Origin of the sequence: Pantoea sp. M_9 (assembly GCF_008631385.1) — a bacterium.
GTDB lineage: Bacteria > Pseudomonadota > Gammaproteobacteria > Enterobacterales > Enterobacteriaceae > Pantoea > Pantoea eucrina.
Genome location: NZ_VWUF01000001.1, coordinates 832,028 through 854,454, shown reverse-complemented (window position 1 = coordinate 854,454; position 22,427 = coordinate 832,028). Strand labels below are relative to the sequence as shown.

At 55.2% G+C, this 22,427-nt stretch carries 21 protein-coding genes and 6 tRNA genes; 10 read left to right on the top strand and 17 right to left on the bottom strand.

Going from position 1 to position 22,427, the window contains the following annotated elements; all coding sequences use genetic code 11:
- Nucleotides 1–87: 87 nt before the first annotated feature.
- Nucleotides 88–768: a response regulator transcription factor gene (locus tag F3I15_RS03895; protein ID WP_150016607.1), complete on the top strand. Its 681-nt coding sequence runs from the start codon at nt 88–90 to the stop codon at nt 766–768.
- Nucleotides 765–2,123 (top strand): ATP-binding protein, encoded by a 1,359-nt coding sequence (locus tag F3I15_RS03890; protein ID WP_150016606.1) that lies wholly within the window; start codon nt 765–767, stop codon nt 2,121–2,123. Before F3I15_RS03895 ends, F3I15_RS03890 begins: the two co-directional genes overlap by 4 nt.
- A gap of 54 nt (nt 2,124–2,177) precedes the next feature.
- Here F3I15_RS03890 and crr read toward each other — a convergent pair whose 3' ends face one another.
- From crr to cysZ, 6 genes are all read right to left on the bottom strand, one after another.
- Nucleotides 2,178–2,681 (bottom strand): PTS glucose transporter subunit IIA, encoded by a 504-nt coding sequence (gene crr, locus F3I15_RS03885; RefSeq protein ID WP_039379452.1) that lies wholly within the window; start codon nt 2,679–2,681, stop codon nt 2,178–2,180.
- A 42-nt stretch (nt 2,682–2,723) separates the two neighbouring features.
- Nucleotides 2,724–4,451 (bottom strand): phosphoenolpyruvate-protein phosphotransferase PtsI, encoded by a 1,728-nt coding sequence (gene ptsI / locus F3I15_RS03880; protein ID WP_150016605.1) that lies wholly within the window; start codon nt 4,449–4,451, stop codon nt 2,724–2,726.
- A gap of 157 nt (nt 4,452–4,608) precedes the next feature.
- On the bottom strand, nt 4,609–4,866 hold the full coding sequence (gene ptsH / locus F3I15_RS03875; protein ID WP_007889063.1) for a phosphocarrier protein Hpr: 258 nt from the start codon (nt 4,864–4,866) through the stop codon (nt 4,609–4,611).
- Between the two features lie 180 nt (nt 4,867–5,046).
- On the bottom strand, nt 5,047–5,241 hold the full coding sequence (locus tag F3I15_RS03870; RefSeq protein WP_150016604.1) for a hypothetical protein: 195 nt from the start codon (nt 5,239–5,241) through the stop codon (nt 5,047–5,049).
- Between the two features lie 16 nt (nt 5,242–5,257).
- Nucleotides 5,258–6,229, bottom strand: a complete 972-nt coding sequence (gene cysK, locus F3I15_RS03865; protein ID WP_150016603.1) for a cysteine synthase A — start codon at nt 6,227–6,229, stop codon at nt 5,258–5,260.
- 142 nt (nt 6,230–6,371) lie between these two features.
- Nucleotides 6,372–7,130 carry a sulfate transporter CysZ gene (gene cysZ / locus F3I15_RS03860; protein ID WP_150016602.1) on the bottom strand — a complete coding sequence of 253 codons (759 nt, stop codon included), beginning with the start codon at nt 7,128–7,130 and terminating at the stop codon, nt 6,372–6,374.
- A gap of 217 nt (nt 7,131–7,347) precedes the next feature.
- On the opposite strand from cysZ, the gene zipA reads away from it, so the two are divergent.
- The 3 genes from zipA to F3I15_RS03845 all read left to right on the top strand — a co-directional run bounded on the left by zipA (nt 7,348) and on the right by F3I15_RS03845 (nt 10,703).
- A complete protein-coding gene (gene zipA / locus F3I15_RS03855) occupies nt 7,348–8,361 on the top strand; it encodes a cell division protein ZipA (RefSeq protein ID WP_150016601.1) in 1,014 nt (337 codons plus the stop codon).
- Between the two features lie 100 nt (nt 8,362–8,461).
- Complete coding sequence (gene ligA / locus F3I15_RS03850) at nt 8,462–10,480, top strand: NAD-dependent DNA ligase LigA (protein ID WP_150016600.1); 2,019 nt, start codon at nt 8,462–8,464, stop codon at nt 10,478–10,480.
- 1 nt (nt 10,481) lies between these two features.
- Complete coding sequence (locus F3I15_RS03845; protein ID WP_150016599.1) at nt 10,482–10,703, top strand: DUF3820 family protein; 222 nt, start codon at nt 10,482–10,484, stop codon at nt 10,701–10,703.
- 26 nt (nt 10,704–10,729) lie between these two features.
- Here the strand turns inward: F3I15_RS03845 and F3I15_RS03840 are convergent, their stop codons facing one another.
- On the bottom strand, nt 10,730–11,728 hold the full coding sequence (locus F3I15_RS03840; protein WP_150016598.1) for a bile acid:sodium symporter family protein: 999 nt from the start codon (nt 11,726–11,728) through the stop codon (nt 10,730–10,732).
- A gap of 99 nt (nt 11,729–11,827) precedes the next feature.
- On the opposite strand from F3I15_RS03840, the gene F3I15_RS03835 reads away from it, so the two are divergent.
- Nucleotides 11,828–12,748: a LysR family transcriptional regulator gene (locus F3I15_RS03835; protein ID WP_150016597.1), complete on the top strand. Its 921-nt coding sequence runs from the start codon at nt 11,828–11,830 to the stop codon at nt 12,746–12,748.
- Here F3I15_RS03835 and F3I15_RS03830 read toward each other — a convergent pair.
- From F3I15_RS03830 to F3I15_RS03810, 5 genes are all read right to left on the bottom strand, one after another.
- Entirely contained in the window at nt 12,745–13,080 is a 336-nt protein-coding gene (locus F3I15_RS03830; protein WP_150016643.1) for a FlxA-like family protein, read from the bottom strand. The two genes, F3I15_RS03835 and F3I15_RS03830, sit on opposite strands and share 4 nt — an antisense overlap.
- Nucleotides 13,081–13,676: 596 nt before the next feature.
- Nucleotides 13,677–13,752: transfer RNA gene (locus tag F3I15_RS03825), tRNA-Lys, on the bottom strand.
- Between the two features lie 4 nt (nt 13,753–13,756).
- Nucleotides 13,757–13,832, bottom strand: a tRNA-Val gene (locus F3I15_RS03820).
- A gap of 38 nt (nt 13,833–13,870) precedes the next feature.
- Nucleotides 13,871–13,946: transfer RNA gene (locus F3I15_RS03815), tRNA-Val, on the bottom strand.
- A gap of 45 nt (nt 13,947–13,991) precedes the next feature.
- Nucleotides 13,992–14,067, bottom strand: a tRNA-Val gene (locus tag F3I15_RS03810).
- Nucleotides 14,068–14,340: 273 nt separating this feature from the next.
- Between F3I15_RS03810 and gltX the strand changes: the two genes are divergently transcribed.
- Nucleotides 14,341–15,762 carry a glutamate--tRNA ligase gene (gene gltX / locus F3I15_RS03805; protein ID WP_071668079.1) on the top strand — a complete coding sequence of 474 codons (1,422 nt, stop codon included), beginning with the start codon at nt 14,341–14,343 and terminating at the stop codon, nt 15,760–15,762.
- A gap of 77 nt (nt 15,763–15,839) precedes the next feature.
- Here gltX and F3I15_RS03800 read toward each other — a convergent pair whose 3' ends face one another.
- Together F3I15_RS03800 and F3I15_RS03795 are read right to left on the bottom strand one after the other, a co-directional pair.
- Nucleotides 15,840–16,193 (bottom strand): YfeC-like transcriptional regulator, encoded by a 354-nt coding sequence (locus F3I15_RS03800; RefSeq protein WP_039379424.1) that lies wholly within the window; start codon nt 16,191–16,193, stop codon nt 15,840–15,842.
- 110 nt (nt 16,194–16,303) lie between these two features.
- The gene (locus F3I15_RS03795) at nt 16,304–17,092 is read right to left on the bottom strand and encodes a formate/nitrite transporter family protein (protein ID WP_150016596.1); all 789 of its coding nucleotides are present in this window, start codon (nt 17,090–17,092) and stop codon (nt 16,304–16,306) included.
- Nucleotides 17,093–17,435: 343 nt separating this feature from the next.
- Between F3I15_RS03795 and F3I15_RS03790 the strand changes: the two genes are divergently transcribed.
- Together F3I15_RS03790 and F3I15_RS03785 are read left to right on the top strand one after the other, a co-directional pair.
- A tRNA-Ala gene (locus F3I15_RS03790) sits at nt 17,436–17,511 on the top strand.
- A gap of 43 nt (nt 17,512–17,554) precedes the next feature.
- Nucleotides 17,555–17,630: transfer RNA gene (locus tag F3I15_RS03785), tRNA-Ala, on the top strand.
- A gap of 229 nt (nt 17,631–17,859) precedes the next feature.
- Here F3I15_RS03785 and F3I15_RS03780 read toward each other — a convergent pair.
- Nucleotides 17,860–19,050: a NupC/NupG family nucleoside CNT transporter gene (locus F3I15_RS03780; RefSeq protein WP_039379419.1), complete on the bottom strand. Its 1,191-nt coding sequence runs from the start codon at nt 19,048–19,050 to the stop codon at nt 17,860–17,862.
- 367 nt (nt 19,051–19,417) lie between these two features.
- Here F3I15_RS03780 and F3I15_RS03775 point away from each other — a divergent pair, with 367 nt between their 5' ends.
- The gene (locus F3I15_RS03775; RefSeq protein WP_039379417.1) at nt 19,418–20,659 is read left to right on the top strand and encodes an Nramp family divalent metal transporter; all 1,242 of its coding nucleotides are present in this window, start codon (nt 19,418–19,420) and stop codon (nt 20,657–20,659) included.
- Between the two features lie 34 nt (nt 20,660–20,693).
- Here the strand turns inward: F3I15_RS03775 and F3I15_RS03770 are convergent, their stop codons facing one another.
- Nucleotides 20,694–21,077: a DUF2502 domain-containing protein gene (locus F3I15_RS03770; protein ID WP_150016595.1), complete on the bottom strand. Its 384-nt coding sequence runs from the start codon at nt 21,075–21,077 to the stop codon at nt 20,694–20,696.
- Between the two features lie 148 nt (nt 21,078–21,225).
- The gene (gene mgrA / locus F3I15_RS03765; protein ID WP_150016594.1) at nt 21,226–22,215 is read right to left on the bottom strand and encodes an L-glyceraldehyde 3-phosphate reductase; all 990 of its coding nucleotides are present in this window, start codon (nt 22,213–22,215) and stop codon (nt 21,226–21,228) included.
- Between the last annotated feature and the right edge of the window lie 212 nt (nt 22,216–22,427).

The window sequence follows — 22,427 nt, the reverse complement described above, 5'->3', positions numbered from 1 at the left end:
CGCATCTGACTGTAAGGATCGCGTAAATCCTGCTGCGTTTCTCCCGCAATCGGCACAAAATAGCACCACTTTAGCTGAGAGAAACCGATGAAAATCCTGCTTGTTGATGATGACGCTGAGCTGGGCACCATGCTCAGCCAGTACCTGCTTGCTGAAGGCTTTGAAACGCAGCTTGCCCTGACCGGCAGCGCCGGGATTGAGGGGGCACTGTCAGGCAGCTACAGCGCCATGATCCTGGATATCATGTTGCCTGATATGAGCGGCACCGACGTGCTGCGTCAGGTGCGCCAGAACAGCCGCCTGCCGGTGATCATGCTGACGGCAAAAGGCGACAATATTGACCGCGTGATTGGGCTGGAGATGGGCGCGGATGATTATGTTCCGAAACCCTGCTACCCGCGCGAGCTGGTGGCGCGCCTGCGTGCGGTTTTGCGCCGCGTGGAGGAGCTGCCGGCGGTGGCGGATAAAAAGGAGCCGCTCTGCCTGCGTGACCTGACGCTCAACCCGGCGACCCGCGTTACCGCATGGCAGGGCAGGGCGCTGGAGCTGACCGCGTCAGAATTTAACCTGCTGCAGCTGCTGCTGCGGGCGCCTGAGCGGGTGGTAACCAAAGATGAACTCTCTGAACAGGGGCTGGGGCGGTCGCGGGAAGCTTACGATCGCAGCGTTGATGTTCATATCAGCAATATCCGGCAGAAACTGGCGGCGCTGACAGCCGAGAGCGTAACGATTGAAACCGTGCGCAGTATTGGCTATCGCATCCGATGAAGCGCAGCTATCGCGGGCGCATGTTCTGGAAAATCCTGCTGGGTTTCTGGCTGGTATTTCTGATTATCAGTCAGCTGCTCTGGCTCGGCTTTGCGCTGTCGGGCAGCCGGCATGAGCCGCCCGACATTGCCGCGGTACGGCGCATTGTGAATCTGCAGATGGCCTCCGCTGTTTCCGTTCTTGAGCGCGGCGGTCCGGCGGCGCTTGACGACATGATGGCTGACTGGTCTGCGGAAGATCGGCAGTTTTTCTCGGTGCTGCCACAGCGTGCGACGGCGCCGCGCGCAGCCGGCAGGACGCAGGCAGCGTTTGGCGCGCCGTTTCACGGCCCAATTCCGGATGTGATAGTACGCCAGGTGAAAGACGCAGACGGCAACGGCTGGGAGCTGCGTTATGATGTCAGGGCGCTGCGGCGCGACAGCACCATAGGCGAGCGCCCGCGCCGCATTCTGAATATTCCGCAACCGATGTTTATCTTCGCCGGTGCGCTGGGGCTGCTCTTCAGCCTGCTGCTCGCCTGGAATCTTACGCGCCCGATGCGCCAGCTGCGCGAAGGATTCGCCCGCGTGGCCAGTGGCGATCTCTCGGTGCGGCTCTGGCCGCTGATGCGCCGGCGTCACGATGAACTCTCCAGCGTGGCGCACGATTTTGATGCCATGGTAGAGCGGCTTGATACGCTGATTAACGCCCGCGAGGCGCTGCTGCACGATATCTCTCACGAGCTGCGTTCACCGCTGGCGCGCCTGCAGCTGGCTACCGGGCTGGCGCGTCAGACGCCGGCAACGGTCGCGGTCTCGCTTAACCGCATTGATGAGGAAGCGCGTCGCCTCGACAAGATGATTGGCGAGCTGCTGACGCTGTCACGCGTCAGTCACGAAAGCCTGCCGGGCGAAGATTACTTTGATCTTTTCGGGCTGCTGGAGGTGGTGATAACCGATCTGCGCTATGAAGCGCAGCTGACTGGCGTGCTGGTGGAGTTTACCGCCGATGAGAAGGCTGACTATACGGTGCGCGGTAACGCCGAGCTGATCCGGCGCGGTGCGGAGAATGTATTGCGAAACTCGCTGCGTTTTTCGCATCAGGGACAGGTGATCCGGGTAGATCTGCACGCGGAAGCCGCCTGGCTGACGATCTGCATCCGCGATAGCGGACCCGGCGTCGATCACAGCAAACTCTCCAGTATCTTCGATCCCTTTGTGCGGGTAAACACGCCGCTGGCCGGAAAAGGTTACGGCCTCGGGCTATCTATCGTCCGTAAGGTGATGCTGGCTCATCATGGCGAAGTTCAGGCGCAGAACGTGCCGGAAGGTGGCCTTGAGGTGATCCTCAGGCTTCCGCACTGGCGCAAAGCGTAGCGAAAACAAAAACGGCACCCATCGGGTGCCGTTTTCAGAGAGTGCTAACGTCCGTTATTTTTTGATACGAATAACCGGCGTTTCGCCAACGGTGACCTGACCTGAAAGCTTGGTCAGATCTTTGATCTCATCCATATTCGAGATCACAACTGGTGTCAGCGTGGATTTCGCTTTCTCTTCCAGCAGCGGCAGATCGAACTCGATCACAACGTCGCCTTTTTTCACTTTCTGACCTTCTTCGGCGATACGTTTGAAGCCTTCACCTTTCAGCTCTACCGTATCGATACCGAAGTGGACAAACAGCTCAATGCCGTTGTCTGATTCAATGGAAAACGCGTGGTTAGTTTCAAAAATCTTGCCGATAGTGCCATCAACCGGTGCAACCATTTTGTTGCCAGTCGGTTTGATTGCGATACCATCGCCCACGATTTTCTCAGCAAACACGACATCAGGTACGTCTTCAATATTGACAATTTCGCCTGACAGAGGCGCAACAATATCGATAGTCCCTGACGCGCTCTCTGATTTTTCGCCAAAAAGTTTAGAAAACAAACCCATGATCTTCTCCTAAGCAGTATTTTGGGGCCAGCATCACGTGGATCAGCAGAGCGTTTTTTCTTTAATGAACTTGTTGACCAGATTCATCAAATCTTCCGCTGTGGGTTGAGCCAGAGCCTGCTCTGCCAGAGCCTTAGCATCTTCGTAATTGGTATTACGAATGATTTTCTTGATGCTCGGGATCGAAATGGCACTCATGCTGAATTCGTCCAGCCCCATTCCCAGTAACAGTAGTGTAGCACGTTCATCACCCGCCAGCTCACCACACATGCCGGTCCATTTCCCTTCGGCATGTGATGCGTCGATCACTTGCTTAATGAGGCCAAGTACAGATGGCGTCATTGGGTTATAGAGGTGTGAAATCAAATCATTACCACGATCGACCGCCAGAGTATACTGCGTCAGGTCATTTGTCCCAATACTAAAGAAGTCGACTTCTTTCGCCAGATGACGGGCGATAACGGCTGAAGCCGGGGTTTCCACCATGATGCCCACTTCAATGGACTCATCAAAGGCTTTACCTTCTTCACGCAGCTGCGCTTTCAGGGTCTCCAGCTCCGCCTTCAGGAAGCGCACTTCTTCCACCGAGATAATCATCGGGAACATGATACGCAGCTTGCCAAAAGAAGAGGCGCGCAGAATGGCGCGCAGCTGGGCATGCAGGATCTCTTTACGATCCATTGCGATACGAATCGCACGCCAGCCGAGGAACGGGTTCTCTTCTTTCGGCAGGTTCATGTAAGGCAGATCTTTATCGCCGCCGATATCCATCGTGCGCACGATAACTGCCTGAGAACCTACGGCTTCTGCGACGGCTTTATAGGCCTGAAACTGCTCCTCTTCTGAAGGCAGCGAATCGCGGTCCATAAACAGGAATTCGGTACGGTAGAGGCCCACGCCTTCTGCACCATTACGCTCTGCACCCGCTACGTCGCGAACGGTACCGATGTTGGCGCAGACTTCAACCTGATGACCATCCAGCGTAATGGCAGGCAGATCTTTCAGCTTGGCCAGCTCATGTTTCTCAGAAAGGTACTGGGTCTGAATTGCTTTCAGCTCTTCCTGTTCCGCTTCAGTCGGATTGACATAAATTTTGTTGTTTACGCCATCCAGAATCAGAAAATCACCGTTTTTAACGGTGGTGGTCACGCTGCCGGTGCCGACAATCGCAGGCAGTTCCAGCGAGCGCGCCATGATAGAGGTGTGCGAAGTGCGTCCACCCAAATCGGTGATAAAGCCCAGCACCTTTTTCAGGTTAAGCTGTGCGGTCTCTGACGGGGTAAGGTCTTTGGCGACCAGAATCGCTTCTTCAGCAATCGAGCTGAGATCGACTATATGCAGGCCAAGAATGTTCTGCAGCAGGCGTTTACCGATATCACGCACGTCCGCTGCGCGCTCTTTCAGATACTCATCATCGAGCTCTTCCAGCGCTTTAGCTTGGCCTTCAACCACAGAGTGGGCTGCAGTGTCAGCGGTGACATGATCTTTTTTAATCAGGTCAATGATTTCCTGCTCAAGCTCTTCGTCTTCCAGCAGCATAATGTGACCTTCAAAGATCGCCGCTTTCTCTTCACCGAAGGTTTCACCGGCTTTGACGCAGATCGCCTGAAGCTGTTCTGCTGCTTTGCTACGTCCATCAAGGAAGCGCTGAACTTCCTGATCAACCTGGTCGTCTGTAATCTTTTTACGATTGATGACGATCTCATCTTCTTTCAGCAGCAGTGCTTTGCCGAAAGCGATACCCGGTGATGCTAAAATGCCTGAAATCATAACCCTACCTTTTTATCACGATGGCTCGTTGACCCGATGCATTGCCATTGTCGTGGAGCAGTATTCTGGTGAAGCGATATCGCGGACGGGTTGTCCGCGATCAAGATAGTTGCACTCAATGGGGCAAAGGAGTCGATTTAGTGGTGACCGCGCGAATTTACTCGAGCTCGGCCATCAGCTTAACCAGATGTTCAACCGCCTGCTGCTCATCTTCACCTTCAGCAGAGAGCGTGACAACGGTTCCCTGAGTCAGACCCAGCGTCTGCAGCTTAAACAGGCTCTTTGCGCTGGCAGATTTGCCGTTGGAAGTCACAGTGATTTCTGACTGGAACGCCTTGGCTTCTTTGACGAACTGTGCAGCAGGACGCGTGTGCAGACCGTTTGGTGCGGTAATGGTAACTTCTTGCTGGAACATGCTATTTCCCCAACTTTTTCAGGTTTGGTGTTATGGATCTAAAGTCTAGCCTGGAGCCGTAACTTTAGCCTGTGTAGGTGCGCTGGTATGGCATCATGCTGACCAGAAAAGGGCGCTCTGATGAATAAGCCATCTTTGCAATGACGGATCAACAACTGCGTTTGTTCGTCACCGGGTTAATTATGCCGTGATTCGCCATTTCGCCAAATCAGTAAATCGATTCAGCTTGATCCACTTCAAGGGCAGATTAATTTCAGGCACCGAAATAATTGGCAGCTTAAATACCAGAGCGACATCACTGAAATCAATCTGCCCGGTGGTGAAAGTGAGATCTGCGCCACAAAAAAGCACCCGAAAGGGTGCTTTTTTCGACACTTTAAGACTTTGACGATTACTGCTGCAGCTCTTTTTCCGTGAACAGATCGGCAAAGAGTGCGGTACTGAGATAGCGTTCGCCGGAAGAGGGCAGGATCACCACAATATTCTTATTTGCGAAGGCTTCATCTTCCTGCAGCTTCAGCGCAGCAGCCACCGCCGCACCCGATGAGATGCCGGCAAGAATACCTTCCTCTTCCATCAGCTGACGCGCTGTGCTGATCGCTTCATCATTGGTGATGGCAATAACCCGATCGACCAGCTGCAGGTCAAGGTTACCGGGAATAAAGCCTGCGCCGATGCCCTGAATTTTATGCGGACCCGGTTTGATCTCTTCACCCGCCATCGCCTGTGCGATAACCGGCGAGTCGGTCGGCTCTACCGCCACGGTAATCAGCGCTTTCTTGCCTTTGGTATTCTTGATGTAGCGACTCACGCCGGTCAGCGTGCCGCCGGTTCCTACACCGGCAATAAAAACATCGACTTCGCCGTCGGTATCTTCCCAGATTTCCGGCCCGGTTGTTTTTTCATGAATCTCCGGGTTAGCCGGGTTGCTGAACTGCTGCAGCAGAACATATTTATCCGGATCGCTGGCAACAATCTCTTCCGCTTTAGCGATGGCGCCTTTCATGCCTTTTGGCCCTTCAGTCAGCACCAGATTGGCACCCAGCGCTTTCAGCAGCTTGCGACGTTCAATTGACATCGTCTCTGGCATAGTCAGCGTTAACTTGTAGCCGCGTGCAGCGGCGACGTATGCCAGGGCGATACCCGTGTTACCGCTGGTCGGCTCAACCAGTTCTACGCCAGGCTTCAGAATTCCGCGTTTTTCTGCATCCCAAATCATATTGGCACCGATACGGCACTTGATGCTGAAGCTCGGGTTACGCGACTCGACCTTCGCCAGAATACGTCCGTTACCGATGCGGTTCAGTCGAACCAGCGGCGTATGACCAATTGTCAGCGAGTTGTCTTCGTAGATCTTACTCATTGCCCGTCCTTAACTGTATGAAATATTGGGAACCCTTTGAGGATACCTGTTCTGTCTCCGCGCGGAAGGAAAGAAATAGTATATCTATATAGCCCCTGACCATAAGCCGTGCGGAAAAATGCATAAGCCTGGATCGCTGCGGTTAATAGCGAGCTAAATCAGCACGATAGCGATCGACCCACATCGCGGTCGCACCGCATACGGCCACCGGCATAATCACCAGATTCAGAATGGGTATCATGGTAAACAGGCTGACCATCGCGCCAAACTGCATATTGGCGACTTTATGCCGCCGCAGGGCAGTGCGCATATGCGGAAAGCTGACCTTATGGTTGTCAAACGGATAGTCGCAGTACTGGACAGAAAGCATCCACGCGCTGAACAGAAACCACAAAACCGGCGCCACTATCTGACCAAAGCCAGGGATAAAATAGAGCAGCAGCAGGCCCAGCGCACGCGGCAGGTAGTAACCCAGCTTCTGCAGTTCACGTTTCATAATACGCGGCAGATCTTTAAGCAGGCCCATCCAGCCGCTGTCAGGCAGCGGCCTGCCGGTGAGTTGTCCCTCCAGCTGTTCAGCCAGCAGGCCACAAAACGGTGCAGCAATCAGGTTGGCGAGCGTGGAAAAAAAATAGCCAAACACCAGCACGATTGAAATCACTGAAAGCGGCCAGATGAGATAGCTCAGCCACTGTAGCCAGTCGGGCACGTGTGAAAGCAGCTGAGGGATCCACTCTCCCAGCCGGCGGAACAGCCAGTAAAACGCGCCGCCGAGCAGCAGCACATTTACCAGCAGCGGCACAATGACATAGCGGCGGATCCCCCGCATATGCACCAGATTCCAGCCGCGGGCAAAGTAGTGAAGACCATTAAATGATGAGACTGAATTCTCTGCGGGCATAACAAGCCTTTCTCCTGTAAGTAGCGGCATCAACATCATACCCTGGCTTTTCCCGGTGAGCTGGCCTGCTTTGTGCGAAAAAACAGCGAAAAAGCGTCGGCTGGCTATCTTATTTGTCAGAAAATAGTGCGCAGACTTGCACTTGTGTAGCAGGGCAAATACAGTTAGAGGATAAAGTTTGCCGTGGTGGCAAGGTATTGGAACAACAGAGAATACAATGATGCAGGATTTGCGTCTGATATTAATCGTTGTTGGCGCGATCGCCATAATAGCGCTGCTTCTTCACGGACTGTGGACCAGTCGTAAAGAGCGTTCGTCCGTATTTCGCGATCGCCCGCACAAACGTCTCAAACAGCGCGATGACGCGGATGACGATCTGCTGAGTGATGAAGAGGATGGCGTCGGTGAAGTGCGCGTCCATCGTCAGCATGACGACAGTGATGAGCCTGTGTTCACCGCGCCGCCAGCCAAACCGGCCGCGCCGCGTGCGCCGGAGCCGGCACGCCAGCCCTTCACACAGCATGAAACCCCGCTGACGGGCGATCCGCTGCTGGACAGCAAGCCTGCGCCTGCGCAGCCCGCGCCACAGCAGCCTGTTTCTCCGCCGCCTGTACAGCAGCCCGCTGCGCCTCAGCCGGTTGCGAAACCGCAGCCTGCGCCGGTACAGGCCGATCCGCTGCTGGATAACGAACCTCTTCCTGCGGTACAGCCCGCTCCGGAATTCAGCGCTGCACCTGAGCCTGAAGCCGTACCTGAGCCTGAAGCGACACCGGCGTCACAGGACGCTGCGCCGCAGCCTGCAGCGCCCGGCAGTAAAAAAGAGACGGTGCTGGTTCTGCACGTTGCCGCTCATGCAGGCGGTGCGCTCAATGGTGAAGCGCTGCTGCAGGGCGTATTGCAGGCGGGTTTCCAGTTTGGCGAGATGAACATTTTCCACCGTCATCTGAGTCCGGCCGGCAGCGGTCCTGTTCTGTTCAGTCTTGCCAACATGGTGAAGCCGGGTTCCTTCAACCCTGACACCATGGGCGACTTCACGACACCTGGCGTCTCGATGTTTATGATGGTGCCATCCTACGGCGATGCGCATCAGAACTTTAAGCTGATGCTGCAGTCAGCCCAGCGTATTGCCGATGACGTCGGCGGCGTGGTGCTGGATGACGAGCGTCGCATGATGACGCCGCAGAAGCTTGAGACGTACAAAGCCCGCATTCGCGAGGTGGTTGGCGGCTAACCGCTACGGCAGTATTACATGTTTACGCCTGCAGCCTGCAGCGTGAAACAGAGTCACTCTCAACCCCCGCCAGCCGGGGGTTTTTTATCGGATAAACGCTATGAAATCAGTTCAGGAGCAGATCGCAGCGCTCAGTACCACGCTGCGTCATCATGAGTATCTCTACCACGTGATGGATGCGCCGGAAGTCCCGGATGCTGAATATGACCGGCTGATGAATCAGCTGCGCGAGCTGGAGCGTGCGCATCCCGATCTGATTACGCCCGATTCACCTACGCAGCGGGTCGGCGCGGCGCCGCTGACCGCTTTTGAGCAGGTGCGGCATGAAGTGCCGATGCTGTCGCTGGATAATACCTTTGATGAGGCAGGGTTCCGCGCCTTTAACAAACGCGTACAGGATCGGCTCAAGAGCAGCGATGAGCTGACCTACTGCTGTGAACTCAAACTTGATGGTCTGGCGGTCAGCCTGCTGTATGAAAACGGCTTACTGGTGCGGGCCGCCACCCGCGGCGACGGCACAACCGGCGAAAATATTACCGCTAACGTGCGCACCGTCCGGGCGATCCCGCTGCGGCTGCAGGGCGACAATATTCCGGCGCGGCTGGAAGTGCGCGGTGAAGTGTTTATGACTGAAAGCGGGTTTGAAAAGCTCAATGAAGAAGCGCGGCGTACCGGTGGCAAAGTCTTTGCGAATCCGCGTAATGCGGCAGCCGGCTCACTGCGTCAGCTCGATCCCCGCATTACCGCCAGACGCCCGCTGACCTTTTTCTGCTACGGTTTTGGCCTGCTGGAGGGTGGCGAGATCCCGGCCAGCCACTGGGAACGCCTGCAGCAGTTTAAAGCCTGGGGGTTGCCGGTCAGTGAGCGGATAAAACGGGTTCATACCGCTGATGAAGCGCTGGCGTTTTATCATCATATCGAGCAGGAGCGGCCTGCGCTCGGGTTTGATATCGACGGCGTGGTAATCAAAGTCGATTCACAGGCGCTGCAGGAGCGGCTCGGTTTTGTGGCGCGCGCGCCGCGCTGGGCGATCGCCTTCAAATTTCCGGCACAGGAGCAGCTGACCGTGGTGCGCGACGTTGAGTTTCAGGTCGGACGCACCGGCGCCATTACGCCGGTAGCGCGTCTCGAACCGGTGCAGGTCGCAGGCGTCATAGTAAGTAATGCCACCCTGCACAACGCCGATGAGATCGCCCGTCTCGGCCTGCGTATCGGCGACCGCGTAGCGATTCGCCGCGCTGGTGACGTGATCCCGCAGGTGGTCAGCGTGGTGGAGTCTGACCGGCCGGCTGACGCACGCGAAATTGTGTTTCCGCAGCACTGCCCGGTGTGTGGCTCTGACGTGGAGCGGGTAGAGGGTGAAGCGGTGACACGCTGTACCGGAGGGCTGATCTGCGGCGCCCAGCGCAAAGAGGCGCTTAAGCATTTTGTCTCGCGTCGCGCCATGGATGTGGATGGCATGGGAGATAAAATTATCGATCAGCTGGTTGAGAAAGAGTATGTAAAAACGCCAGCCGATCTGTTTCGCCTGACGGTCGGTAAACTGACCGGACTGGATCGCATGGGACCGAAATCGGCACAAAACGTGGTGGCCGCACTCGAAAAAGCTAAACTGACGACGCTGCCGCGGTTCCTGTATGCGCTGGGGATCCGCGAGGTGGGTGAAGCGACGGCAGCTAACCTCGCCCGTCACTTTGGCGAGCTGGAGCGGGTGATGGATGCCGATCTCGATGCGCTGATTGCCGTGCCGGATGTGGGTAAGGTTGTTGCCGCTCACGTCCGCAATTTTATGGAAGAAGAGAGCAATCGTGAGGTGATCCGCGAGCTGACAGAAGAGATCGGCATTCACTGGCCTGCCGTCGCGGTGATCAAAGCAGAAGAGATCGACAGTCCCTTTGCCGGCAAAACGGTGGTACTTACCGGCTCTCTGTCGCAGATGAATCGCGATGATGCAAAAGCGCGTCTTGCCGCGCTGGGCGCCAAAGTCAGCGGCAGCGTATCAAAGAAAACCGATCTGCTGATCGCCGGCGAAGCGGCGGGCTCCAAGCTGGCGAAGGCGCAGGAGCTGGGTATTCCGGTTATTGACGAAGCGGAGATGATCCGCCTGCTGGACGCATAACATGGATAAACAGCAGCTGCTGGCTATCGCCAGCACGGTGATGCCGTTTGGTAAATATCAGGGCCGGCTGCTGATCGATCTGCCGGAAGAGTACCTGCTCTGGTTTGCGCGCAAAAATGCGTTTCCGGCGGGTACGCTGGGTGAGCTGATGCAGCTGACGCTGGCGATTAAAATTGAGGGGCTGCAGGGGCTGATCGCACCGCTCAGGCGCCCCCCGCAATAAAAAAGCCCGCTTGCGCGGGCCGTTTTTTATGACTTCTGCACTTCTGGCTGCTGCGCCAGCCGCTTTTCATTACCTGCTTTATAGCGCTGGGCAATGAACGAGCAGATCATCAGCTGTACCTGATGAAAGATCATCAGCGGCAGCACAATAATGCCCACCGCACTGGCCGGGAAAAGAATATTAGCCATCGGCACGCCGTTCGCCAGGCTCTTTTTTGAACCGCAGAACAGTACCACAATCTCATCAGCCCGGCTGAAACCAAACAGCCGTGAGGCACCGATATTGATTGCCAGCGCAATCAGCAGCAGCAGCAGGCTGCCTGCCAGAATCCATAGCAGGGTATCGACGCCAACGCGATGCCAGATGCCATTTACCACCGCTTCACTGAAGGCTGAATAGACAACCAGCAGAATCGAGGTTTGATCGGTTTTGCCAATCAGGCTGCGATGCTTTTCCACCCAGCCGCCGATCCAGCGGCGGGAGAGATGACCGATAACAAATGGCACCAGCAGCTGCATCACAATCTTACCAATCTGCTCCAGACCGTTACCCGGTGCCGCACTGTGCACGTTCATCACCAGATTGACCAGCAGAGGGGAAATAAACACGCCCAGCAGGCTGGAGGCGGACGCAGCGCAGACCGCCGCCGCAACATTCCCGCCTGCCATAGAGGTAAAGGCGATAGAAGATTGTACAGTGGCAGGCAAAATACAGAGGTAGAGGAAGCCGGTATAGATTTCAGGTCCGACGTTAACCGGGTGCCACCAGACCAGCAGCAGCCCGAGCGCCGGAAAAATCACAAACGTGCTGCACATAATCCACAGATGCAGACGCCAGTGGCTGCTGCCGGCAATAATCTTCTCGCGCGACAGTTTGGCCCCGTGCATAAAGAAGAGCAGGGCAATAGCGGCAGTGGTGAGGTATTCAAAAAAGTCGACAAAACCGCCGCGTGCCGGCAGAAAGCTGGCCAGCAGCACGGTAATGATGAGTTTGATCATCATTGGATCGAGTCGTAAAAAGCCCATTGTTAACGTCCGGTTAAAAGAAAAAGTCTTGCAGAGATTGTGCGCTAAGCGCGTTTAGAAATAAAATTGATTTATTGCATTAATCTATGAGCAGAATCGATGAATTATACGTTACGCCAGCTGCGTACTTTTGTTGCTGTTGGCCGACAGGGAAGCTTTAGCCAGGCGGGGCAGCTGATAGGGTTAAGCCAGTCGGCGGTAAGCCATAGCGTGAAAGAGCTGGAGGCGGAAATAGGCGTGCGCCTGCTGGATCGCACGACGCGTGAAGTATTACTGACCGGAGCCGGGCAGCAGCTGGCAACCCGGCTGACGCGCCTGCTGGAAGAGCTGAATACCACGTTGCTGGATGTGCGCAGTTACGGCGAGCAGCGCAGCGGCACCGTACGGGTGGCGGCAAGTCAGACGCCCTCTGCGCATCTGATGCCGCAATGTCTGGCCAGCACGCAGCAGCACTATCCCGATATCCGCGTGATCCTGCACGACAGGGTGCAGCAGGCCGTGTTGCACAGCGTGCGTAATGCGGAAGTTGATTTCGGGATTGTGATTGGCCCGCTGGGTGACGCAGAGTTTGATGCCGAAGAGATCCTGCAGGAGCCTTTCCTGCTGCTCTGTCACCAGAATGATGCGCTGGCGCAAACCGAGAGCGTTACCTGGGCGATGCTGACAGATCGTAATATGGTACTGCAGGACTACGCCTCAGGCAGCCGCATGCTGGTGGACGCGATACTGCAGCAGCTCGCTATCAGTGTGAACGTGGTACAGGAGATTGGTCATCCGGCCACCCTCTATCCGATGGTGGAAGCGGGCATCGGCATCAGCATTTTGCCGGCGCTGGCGCTGCCGCTGCCTTCGGGACGCAAGCTGGTGGTACGCCGGCTTTATCCGGAGATGAACCGCAGTCTGATGCTGATCAAACGTAAAAACCGTTCGCTTACGCCCGCTGCGGAGGCGGTCTGGCAGGAAGTGCGTCAGCAGGCTGAACTGCTGACGCAGACTCGTTCACTCTATCCGGCGTTTTAGATATAGACGTCGAGCTGATTGTCTGGCGTTGGCCGGTTAATGCCATCGGCCCGGGCGCTCACCGGCTGCTCAGTCTGCTGCTGCTGTTCTGCCTTTTCCGCTTCGCGCTGCTGAATCTGAGCAATCTGTGCATAGAGCATCTGGATCTGGCTCTCGAGCATCTGCTGCTGTTCTGATTTTTGCTCCTGCGTCAGCGTATGATCGTCCGCCAGAGATTTGAGCTGGCTGGTAATCGCGGCGATCTGTTTATTAATAGCGGCAATCTCGGAGGCTGCCCCGCCTCCGCTGCTGCCCCCGGCCCCGATAGTGCTGATACCTGATATTGTCGTCATCATTTTCTCCTTGCCATTAACTCTGAAGGTTATCGGCAGCAGAAGTAAAGGCTTCAGGCGTGCAGCCCGAATGTTGAGGGCCGCGCTTATTTAGGGGCCGCATAAATGCGGCCCCTACAGATGTGTCCGAAGCTATGTAAACCGTAGGGGCGGCATTGATGCCGCCCAGGGTCGGGTAGATCGCGTAAACCAGGGCCGCATAAATGCGGCCCCTACAGATGTGTCCGAAGCTATGTAAACCGTAGGGGCGGCATTAATGCCGCCCAGGGGCGGGTATATCGCATAAACCAGGGCCGCATAAATGCGACCCCTACGTATCTTAAAACCGTAGGGGCGGCATTAATGCCGCCCAGGGACGGGTAGAGCGCATAAACCAGGGCCGCATAAATGCGGCCCCTACGTATCATGAAACCGTAGGGGCGGCATTAATGCCGCCCTGGGCCGGGTAGATCGCATAAACCAGGGCCGCATAAATGCGGCCCTTACAGGTGCGAGCAGAGCGGTTTGTTTGTAGGGGCGGCATTAATGCCGTCCTGGATGTTAATGCCACCCGAAAGAAACAAAAAAAGCGCCCATAGGGCGCTTTTTTCTGAATTTGGTGGGTCGTGCAGGATTCGAACCTGCGACCAATTGATTAAAAGTCAACTGCTCTACCAACTGAGCTAACGACCCGAAGTGGTGGGTGATGACGGGTTCGAACCGCCGACCCCCTCCTTGTAAGGGAGATGCTCTACCAACTGAGCTAATCACCCACTTCGGTACTTCTTTAACAGGCTGCATGGCTAAGATATGGTGGGTGATGACGGGTTCGAACCGCCGACCCCCTCCTTGTAAGGGAGATGCTCTACCAACTGAGCTAATCACCCATATCTTATCTCTTACTACCTGTTCACTGCGGGCCACCTTGAGAGTGGTGGGTGATGACGGGTTCGAACCGCCGACCCCCTCCTTGTAAGGGAGATGCTCTACCAACTGAGCTAATCACCCCCGCTGTGTGGAGTCGCATTATAGGGATCCTTCGAAGTGAGTCAACGCTTTTTAAAATTAAAATGTTTGTTCGCTTTAAAAATAGTCACCCTGCGGGGGTTTTAGCCAATGTGCTGGTTTTATTAGCAGAAAAAGCCGTTTGCGCTGCGGTAGCAACGGTGAGAGTGATTGAGGAATCATCTCCACCTGCTAGAATGTGCGCACTGTTTTTTCGCGTTAACCCGTTTTTTTGTCATCCAGACAGGAAAACCTGCGCATCTAAGGCAATGCTGAATGAAAATTAAAACCCGCTTCGCCCCCAGCCCGACCGGCTATCTGCACGTTGGAGGCGCCCGCACCGCGCTTTACTCCTGGCTTTTTGCACGTCATTACGAAGGCGAGTTTGTCCTGCGTATTGAGGACACTGACCTGGAGCGCTCCACGCCGGAAGCGATCGAAGCCATTATGGATGGTATGAACTGGCTGAGCCTTGACTGGGATGAAGGTCCTTACTATCAGACCAAACGTTTTGACCGCTACAACGACGTCATTGATGAGATGCTGGAAGCGGGCACCGCCTACAGGTGCTACTGCTCCCGCGAGCGACTTGATGCACTGCGTGAAGAGCAGATGGCTAATGGTGAAAAGCCACGCTATGACGGTCGCTGCCGCGACAGCCATGAACATCACGCCGCTGATGAGCCTTGCGTGGTCCGTTTCCGCAATCCGCAGGATGGCTCTGTCATTTTTGACGATCAGATCCGCGGCCCGATTGAATTCAGCAATCAGGAGCTGGACGACCTGATCATTCGTCGTACTGATGGTTCACCGACCTACAACTTCTGTGTGGTGGTGGATGACTGGGACATGGGGATCACGCACGTTATCCGTGGTGAAGATCACATCAATAACACACCGCGTCAGATCAACATCCTGAAAGCGATTGGCGCGCAGGTTCCTGTCTATGCGCACGTCTCCATGATCCTCGGTGATGATGGTAAAAAACTCTCCAAGCGTCATGGCGCGGTAGGCGTGATGCAGTATCGTGACGATGGCTATCTGCCGGAGGCGCTGCTGAATTATCTGGTTCGTCTGGGCTGGTCTCATGGCGATCAGGAGATCTTCAGCATTCCTGAGATGAAATCGCTGTTTACGCTGGATGCGGTCAGCAAATCAGCCAGCGCTTTCAACACTGAAAAACTGCAGTGGCTGAATCACCACTATATTACTACGCTGCCGCCAGAGTATGTGGCGACGCATCTGCAGTGGCACATTGAACAGCAGCAGATCGATACCCGCACCGGGCCTGAACTGGCAAAACTGGTGACGCTGCTGGGCGACCGCTGCAAAACGCTGGTGGAGATTGCCGCTTCCTGCCGCTACTTCTATGAAGAGTTTGACGCTTTTGATGCGGATGCCGCGAAGAAGCACCTGCGTCCGGTTGCGCGTCAGCCGCTGGAGCGGGTGCGTGACAAGCTGGCTGCGCTGAGCGACAGCGACTGGAATGCAGAGCAGATTCACCATGCGATTCAGAGCGCGGCGGATGAACTTGAGCTGGGTATGGGGAAAGTGGGCATGCCGCTGCGTGTTGCCGTTACCGGAGCAGGGCAGTCGCCGGCGCTGGATGTGACCGTGGAAGCGATTGGCCGCAGCCGCAGCGTCGCGCGGATTGATAAAGCGCTGGCATTTATTGCTGAGCGCGAAGCTAACGCCTGATAGCTTACCGCTCTCGCTCGCTGCGGGAGCGTTATCAGGCATAACAAAAAAGCCGGAAGCAATCGCCTCCGGCTTTTTTATGCATCCTGAATACCCAGCCTTTCCAGAACACCGCGGATCCCTTCACGTAGTAAAAGGGCGGCGAGCTGGTCCTGTTCTGTCTGCGTCATTTGCTGGACAGAATTTATTAATAACGCAGGTAACGTATTCTGCTGAGCGGCGTAATTCGCTGCCGGTTCACTCGCATGGCGGGTGGACTGAATAAAGCTCTTCACCCGCTCATCGATATGGATCAAACGCGCTTTGCCGCCCTGTACACCGGGCTTAGGCGTGGTGGTCCAGTTTTCGCGTTTGATCCATTTGTTCACCGTCTGCCGACTGTAGCCCGTTTCAAGCGCGAGCTCTTCGGGGGTTAGCCATTCCTTTTTCACGATGCTGTCCCTGTTGAATACATTAGCTCTACATATTACAACAAAACGTTACTGGGAAAAGTAATCCGGACAGAAAATGCTTTTTACGACCAATAAAAGACATTAATAGATTACGACGCTTCGCGTGCAACTGCCTGCTCAGGACGGAAGGCCAGGAAATAGGTCAGACCAACGAAGATAGCTCCCCCTACGGCGTTGCCAAGGAATACGGCAATAACGTTAGGCGCAAACTCGGCCCAGCTCATCTGACCCGCAAAGATAGCCGCCGGCACAATAAACATGTTCGCCACGACGTGCTGGAAACCAATGGCCACGAACGCCATTACCGGGAACCACATCCCCATGATCTTGCCCACCATATCTTTACTGGCAAACGCCAGCCATACTGCCAGGCAGACCAGCCAGTTACAGCCCACGCCAGAGATAAAGGCATGCAGGAAATCGGCGCTGACTTTAGCGTGCGCAATCGCAACGGTTTTTTTCAGGTAGTCACCTTCCGTCATGCCCAGCATATGCCCAAAGAACCAGGCGACGGCGACGCTACCCATAAAGTTCGCAACCGTAACCCAGAACCAGTTACGCAGGACGCTCAGGGCGCTGATACGGCGGGCAAACCACGCCACCGGCAGCGTCATCATATTGCCCGTCAGCAGCTCACCGCCAGCCAGCACGGTCAGGATCAGGCCAACCGGGAATACGGCAGCGCCCAGGAAGCTGGAGAATGAGCCCCATTCAGCAGGCAGCTGGTTAATGACGTGCAGATCAAGCAGGAAGCCGGTAGCGATAAAGGCACCGGCCATAAAGCCAAGGATTAATAAGGTTGAAACGGGCAGGCGGCTTTTAGCCACGCCAGCCTGAATCGCCAGCTGGGCGATCTCTTTGGGAGTATGTAGCGACATAATTCTCTTTTTCTTTTATTAAACAATGGGATGATTTTTACCGGTTATTAAGGAGCTAACCCTGGCAGGTCAACCGGTTAATTAGCGTGCGAAGTTTTACACGGACCATTAACGAAAACAAGCCTGGCGCTAACATCTTTAACCTGAATTTAACCCGCCAGCGTGCTGCTTTTTGGTCGCCAGCAGCAGCGGGAGGGCATAAATGGCGAAAAAAAGATCACTACAACACGGGTTTGCCGTCTTTTTCAGCGATTGCACACAGAACGAGAATTTGCCGTTGACACACTCAGGGCGGTTTCATATTATGCCGTCCGTCGGGTCTGCCCGGCAGTTTTTTCGGTACGGGGCTATAGCTCAGCTGGGAGAGCGCTTGCATGGCATGCAAGAGGTCAGCGGTTCGATCCCGCTTAGCTCCACCAAACCGCTCCCAACGGTTTGAACCGAAAGAATGATTCCAGATGTGGGGGTATAGCTCAGCTGGGAGAGCGCTTGCATGGCATGCAAGAGGTCAGCGGTTCGATCCCGCTTATCTCCACCAAATCTTCGTTGTTGCTCTGAATATCTTTCCGTTACTGCGATAAATCTTCTCTTTCTGAATGACCTTCTTCTGTCAGTTCTGCACCCTGCAACGCACGCTTTATAGCGGCAGCTATTCCGTTGGTGAAAATCAGTGATGTGCAGAAAGCGCAGAGAAAAGCGGGAAGCGTGGTGCGGAAGGCGTATCGGCTGAGCAGGAGAGCAGGGCGAGCCGAAGCCCGCCCTGATAATCAGAAAGCGAGAACCAGACCGGCAATGGCAGCTGAGAGCACGCTGACCAGCGTTGAACCGTAGAGCAGTTTCAAGCCAAAGCGTGATACCACATTGCCCTGTTCTTCATGCAGTCCTTTAATCGCGCCAGCCACAATCCCGATGGATGAAAAGTTAGCGAACGATACCAGGAACACCGAAAGAATACCCTCTGCGTTAGGTGACAGCTGGCCTGCAACTTTCTGCAGATCCATCATTGCCACAAACTCGTTAGAGACCAGTTTGGTGGCCATGATACTGCCTACCTGCAGCGCTTCATGCGCCGGAACACCCATCACCCAGGCAAACGGATAGAATACATAGCCCAGCACGCCCTGGAAGCTGATGCCAAAAATCAGGTCAAACAGCGCATTCAGACCGGAGATCAGGGCAATAAAGCCAATCAGCATAGCCGCAACGATAATCGCCACTTTAAAACCGGCAAGAATATATTCACCCAGCATCTCAAAGAAGCTCTGACCTTTATGCAGATCCTGCAGCTGCAGATCTTCTTCGTTCTCTACGCGATACGGGTTGATCAGCGACAGAACGATAAAGGTACTGAACATATTCAGCACCAGTGCGGCAACCACATACTTTGGCTGCAGCATGGTCATGTAGGCGCCCACAATGGACATCGATACGGTCGACATAGCGGTAGCCGCCATGGTGTACATACGACGCTGCGACATTTTGCCGAGAATATCTTTATACGCGATGAAATTTTCTGACTGTCCCAGAATCAGAGAACTGACGGCGTTAAAAGACTCCAGTTTGCCCATGCCGTTGACTTTTGACAGCACGGTTCCGATACCGCGGATGATCCACGGCAGAATGCGGAAATGCTGCAAAATACCGATCAGCGCGGAAATAAAGACGATAGGGCATAAAACATTAAGGAAGAAGAAGGCGAGCCCCTTTTCGTTCATGCCGCCAAACACAAAATTGGTGCCTTCGCCTGCATATTTCAGCAGGTAATCAAACATGCTGGCAAAGCCCTTAACAAAGCCCAGTCCGGCTTCAGAGGTCAGGAAAAACCACGCCAGCAGGAGTTCAATCACTAAAAGCTGTGCGATATAGCGAAAGCGAATACTTTTACGGTCGTGACTGACCAGCAGGGCCAGCACGCCGACGACCACCAGTGCTAAAAGGAAATGCAAAATATGGGACATATCGGCTCCAAATTTGAGGAGGGTTGTATTTTGCTGCGTATTCTATGTAACACGTTACTTAAAAACGAGATCAAACCCGCATTATAAGTATTCAGTATCGCAATTTTTTGCGGATAACTCTGCCTGCTCACATCACCGTAACAAACCGCTCACACAATTTATCCACACAGAGATTGTTTATAATTTGTTCCGGGCGTAGAGTAAAACCGTTCTATGCTTTGTCAGAGGCCGATCTTTGCGTTGATGTATAGCATTGGCTATACTTTATAGCACTATCTATTACTGCGATAAATATAACCAGATTTCACTCGCCTGTAAGGCTCCCTAAACTCAGTGGGGTCTACACGCGTCAGGACAGGATCACACTATGTCAGAAAGCCGCACCGCAGAGCGCGCCGCCCGCGGAGCCAGAAAACTCAAGCTCGCCCTGCTGGGGCCTGCGTTTATCGCCGCTATCGGTTATATCGATCCGGGTAACTTTGCCACCAACATCCAGGCAGGAGCCGCCTATGGCTATAAGCTTCTGTGGGTAGTGGTCTGGGCAAACGTCATGGCGATGCTGATCCAGCTGATGTCAGCCAAACTGGGGATCGCAACCGGTAAAAACCTGGCGGAGCACATACGCGACCGTTTCCCGCGTCCCGCCGTCTGGTTCTACTGGGTGCAGGCCGAAATCATCGCGATGGCGACCGACCTGGCAGAGTTTATCGGTGCTGCGCTGGGCTTTAAGCTGTTGCTGGGCATCTCACTGCTGCAGGGCGCCGTGCTGACCGGCATTGCGACCTTTTTGATCCTGATGCTGCAAAGCCGCGGACAGAAACCGCTGGAGCGGGTGATTGGTGGCCTGCTGCTGTTTGTTGCAGCGGCCTATATCGTTGAGCTCTTTTTCTCCCAGCCCAGCGTCAGCCAGCTCGTTACCGGGATGGCCCTGCCTTCGTTACCAGGGTCTGATGCGGTATTTCTGGCAGCCGGCGTACTGGGCGCCACCATTATGCCGCACGTTATCTATCTGCACTCGGCGCTGACTCAGCACGGTAATAAAGGCACCAAAGCCGAACGCTACTCCTCCACCAAGCTGGATGTGGCGATCGCGATGACCATCGCCGGTTTCGTGAACCTGGCCATGATGGCCACGGCGGCGGCAGCGTTTCACTTCAGCGGACATACCTCCATTGTCGATCTGGATCAGGCATACCTGACGCTGGAGCCGCTGCTTGGACAGGCTGCAGCGATTGTATTTGGACTGAGCCTGGTGGCGGCCGGACTCTCCTCTACGGTGGTCGGCACCCTGGCGGGGCAGGTGGTGATGCAGGGTTTTATCCGGTTTCATATTCCGCTGTGGGTCCGGCGGGTGATTACCATGCTGCCCTCATTTATTGTTATCTGGGCTGGCTGGGACCCGACGCGCATTCTGGTGATGAGTCAGGTGCTGCTGAGTTTTGGTATCGCGCTGGCGCTGATCCCGCTGCTGGCGTTTACCGGAAATCGTGAGCTGATGGGTGATGAACTGGTCAACTCCCGCCTGATGCAGAACACCGGCCGCCTGATTGTGATGTTGGTCGTGGCGCTGAATATCTATTTACTGGTGGGTGAGGCGCTCGGCTGGTAGCGTAAAAACCGGCGCGATAGCGCCGGGAGGGGGTTCAGTGATGGTGGTCATGATGATGTGGCGGGCCATCGTGTCGCCAGTGCGCGCGACGTTCCCGTTCATGATGGCGATCCTGTTCGCGCCAGCGTTCCCGCTCATGCCGGCGTCGTTCATGTTCGCGGTCGCGTTCCCACGCCTTATGACGCTTCCACTCTTCATGGCGCCACCAGCGATGTTCATTATACTGGTAGCGGTCGTTCCACCAGCGCGGTTCGCGCCAGTTCCCGCCATCCCAGTAATAGCCGCGACGGTCGCGTTCTCCCAGCTGTAAACTGACGCCGGGGGCAAGATCGATGGTAGCGCTGGTAGCATGGGCTGTGTGTGGCACCAGCGGCGATAATGTTGCCAGCAAAACGGCAACGAAAAGTGCAGATTTCATGTTATCTCCTTGCGACAGCTTATCACTGCTATCGTCAGACCAGTGTGCCACATCGGACCAGCTTAGCCTTGAGATTTAGTCTGAAAAAGCACGACGGCAGCAGAATATGCGGTCGGTTAACCCCGCCTGCTGCCGTAAAAGAGAGCGGTTACATCAGGATCTGATCGATCGCCTGCAGCTCTTCAGCGGTCAGCGCCGGCTGGCTCAGCATCGCTACCGCGTCGTCGATCTGCGCGATTTTGCTGGCGCCAATCAGCACTGAAGTGATGCGCGGATCGCGTAACACCCAGCTCAGCGCCATCTGCGCCAGCTTCTGCCCGCGCTGCTGCGCCAGCATCTGCAGCTGCCGCACTTTTTCCATTTTCTCTGCGGTAAGCTGGTCCTCATTCAGGAATTTACTGCCGCTGGCAGCACGCGAATCCTGCGGGATGCCCGCTAAATAGCGATCGGTCAGTATGCCGCCTGCCAGCGGTGAAAAGGCGATGCAGCCGGTTCCCTGTTCGCCCAGCACATCCAGCAGGCCCTGTTCCGGGCCGCGTTCAAACAGCGAATAGCGCGGCTGGTGAATCAGACAGGGCGTGCCGAGCTCACGCAGCAGCGCTATAGCGCGTGCGGCCTGATCGGCCGGATAGTTGGAGAGCGCAACATAGAGCGCTTTACCCTGACGCACGCAGTGATCGAGCGCGCGCATCGTCTCTTCCAGCGGCGTATGCGGATCGGGACGATGGTGATAAAAGATATCCACATACTCCAGCCCCATCCGTTTCAGGCTCTGATCGAGACTGGCGATCAGGTATTTACGCGACCCCCAGTCACCATAGGGACCATCCCACATGGTGTATCCCGCTTTGGTGGAGATCACCAGCTCATCGCGCAGGCCGGAGAAATCTTCCCGTAAAATACGACCGAAGTTGCTCTCTGCGGAACCGGGCGGCGGACCATAGTTATTGGCCAGATCGAAATGGGTGATACCGCAGTTAAAGGCGTGGCGCAGCAGGTCGCGGCTGGTATCGACGCGCGTCGCGTCGCCAAAGTTGTGCCAGAGCCCCAGTGAAATAGCGGGCAGTTTAAGCCCGCTCTGGCCACTGCGGCGATAGTGCATCTGCTGATAACGATCGGGATGAGGAAAGAGAGGCATAGCTTAAGGTTATCCTGCAATAGAAATGAGCATTCCGGCCGGTTAGTGTATGCGTTTACACTGCGCTAAAAAGCGTGAAAGATCCCATTCTGCAGAGAGATATCATGTCGTAACGAATGCTTGCCATTAAGCCTGGCGCAATCGCGGTTAAAAAGTCGCTTCATTTCAAACCCATCGCTGATACTCCAGAACATTCCCCCTGGAAGGAGCAT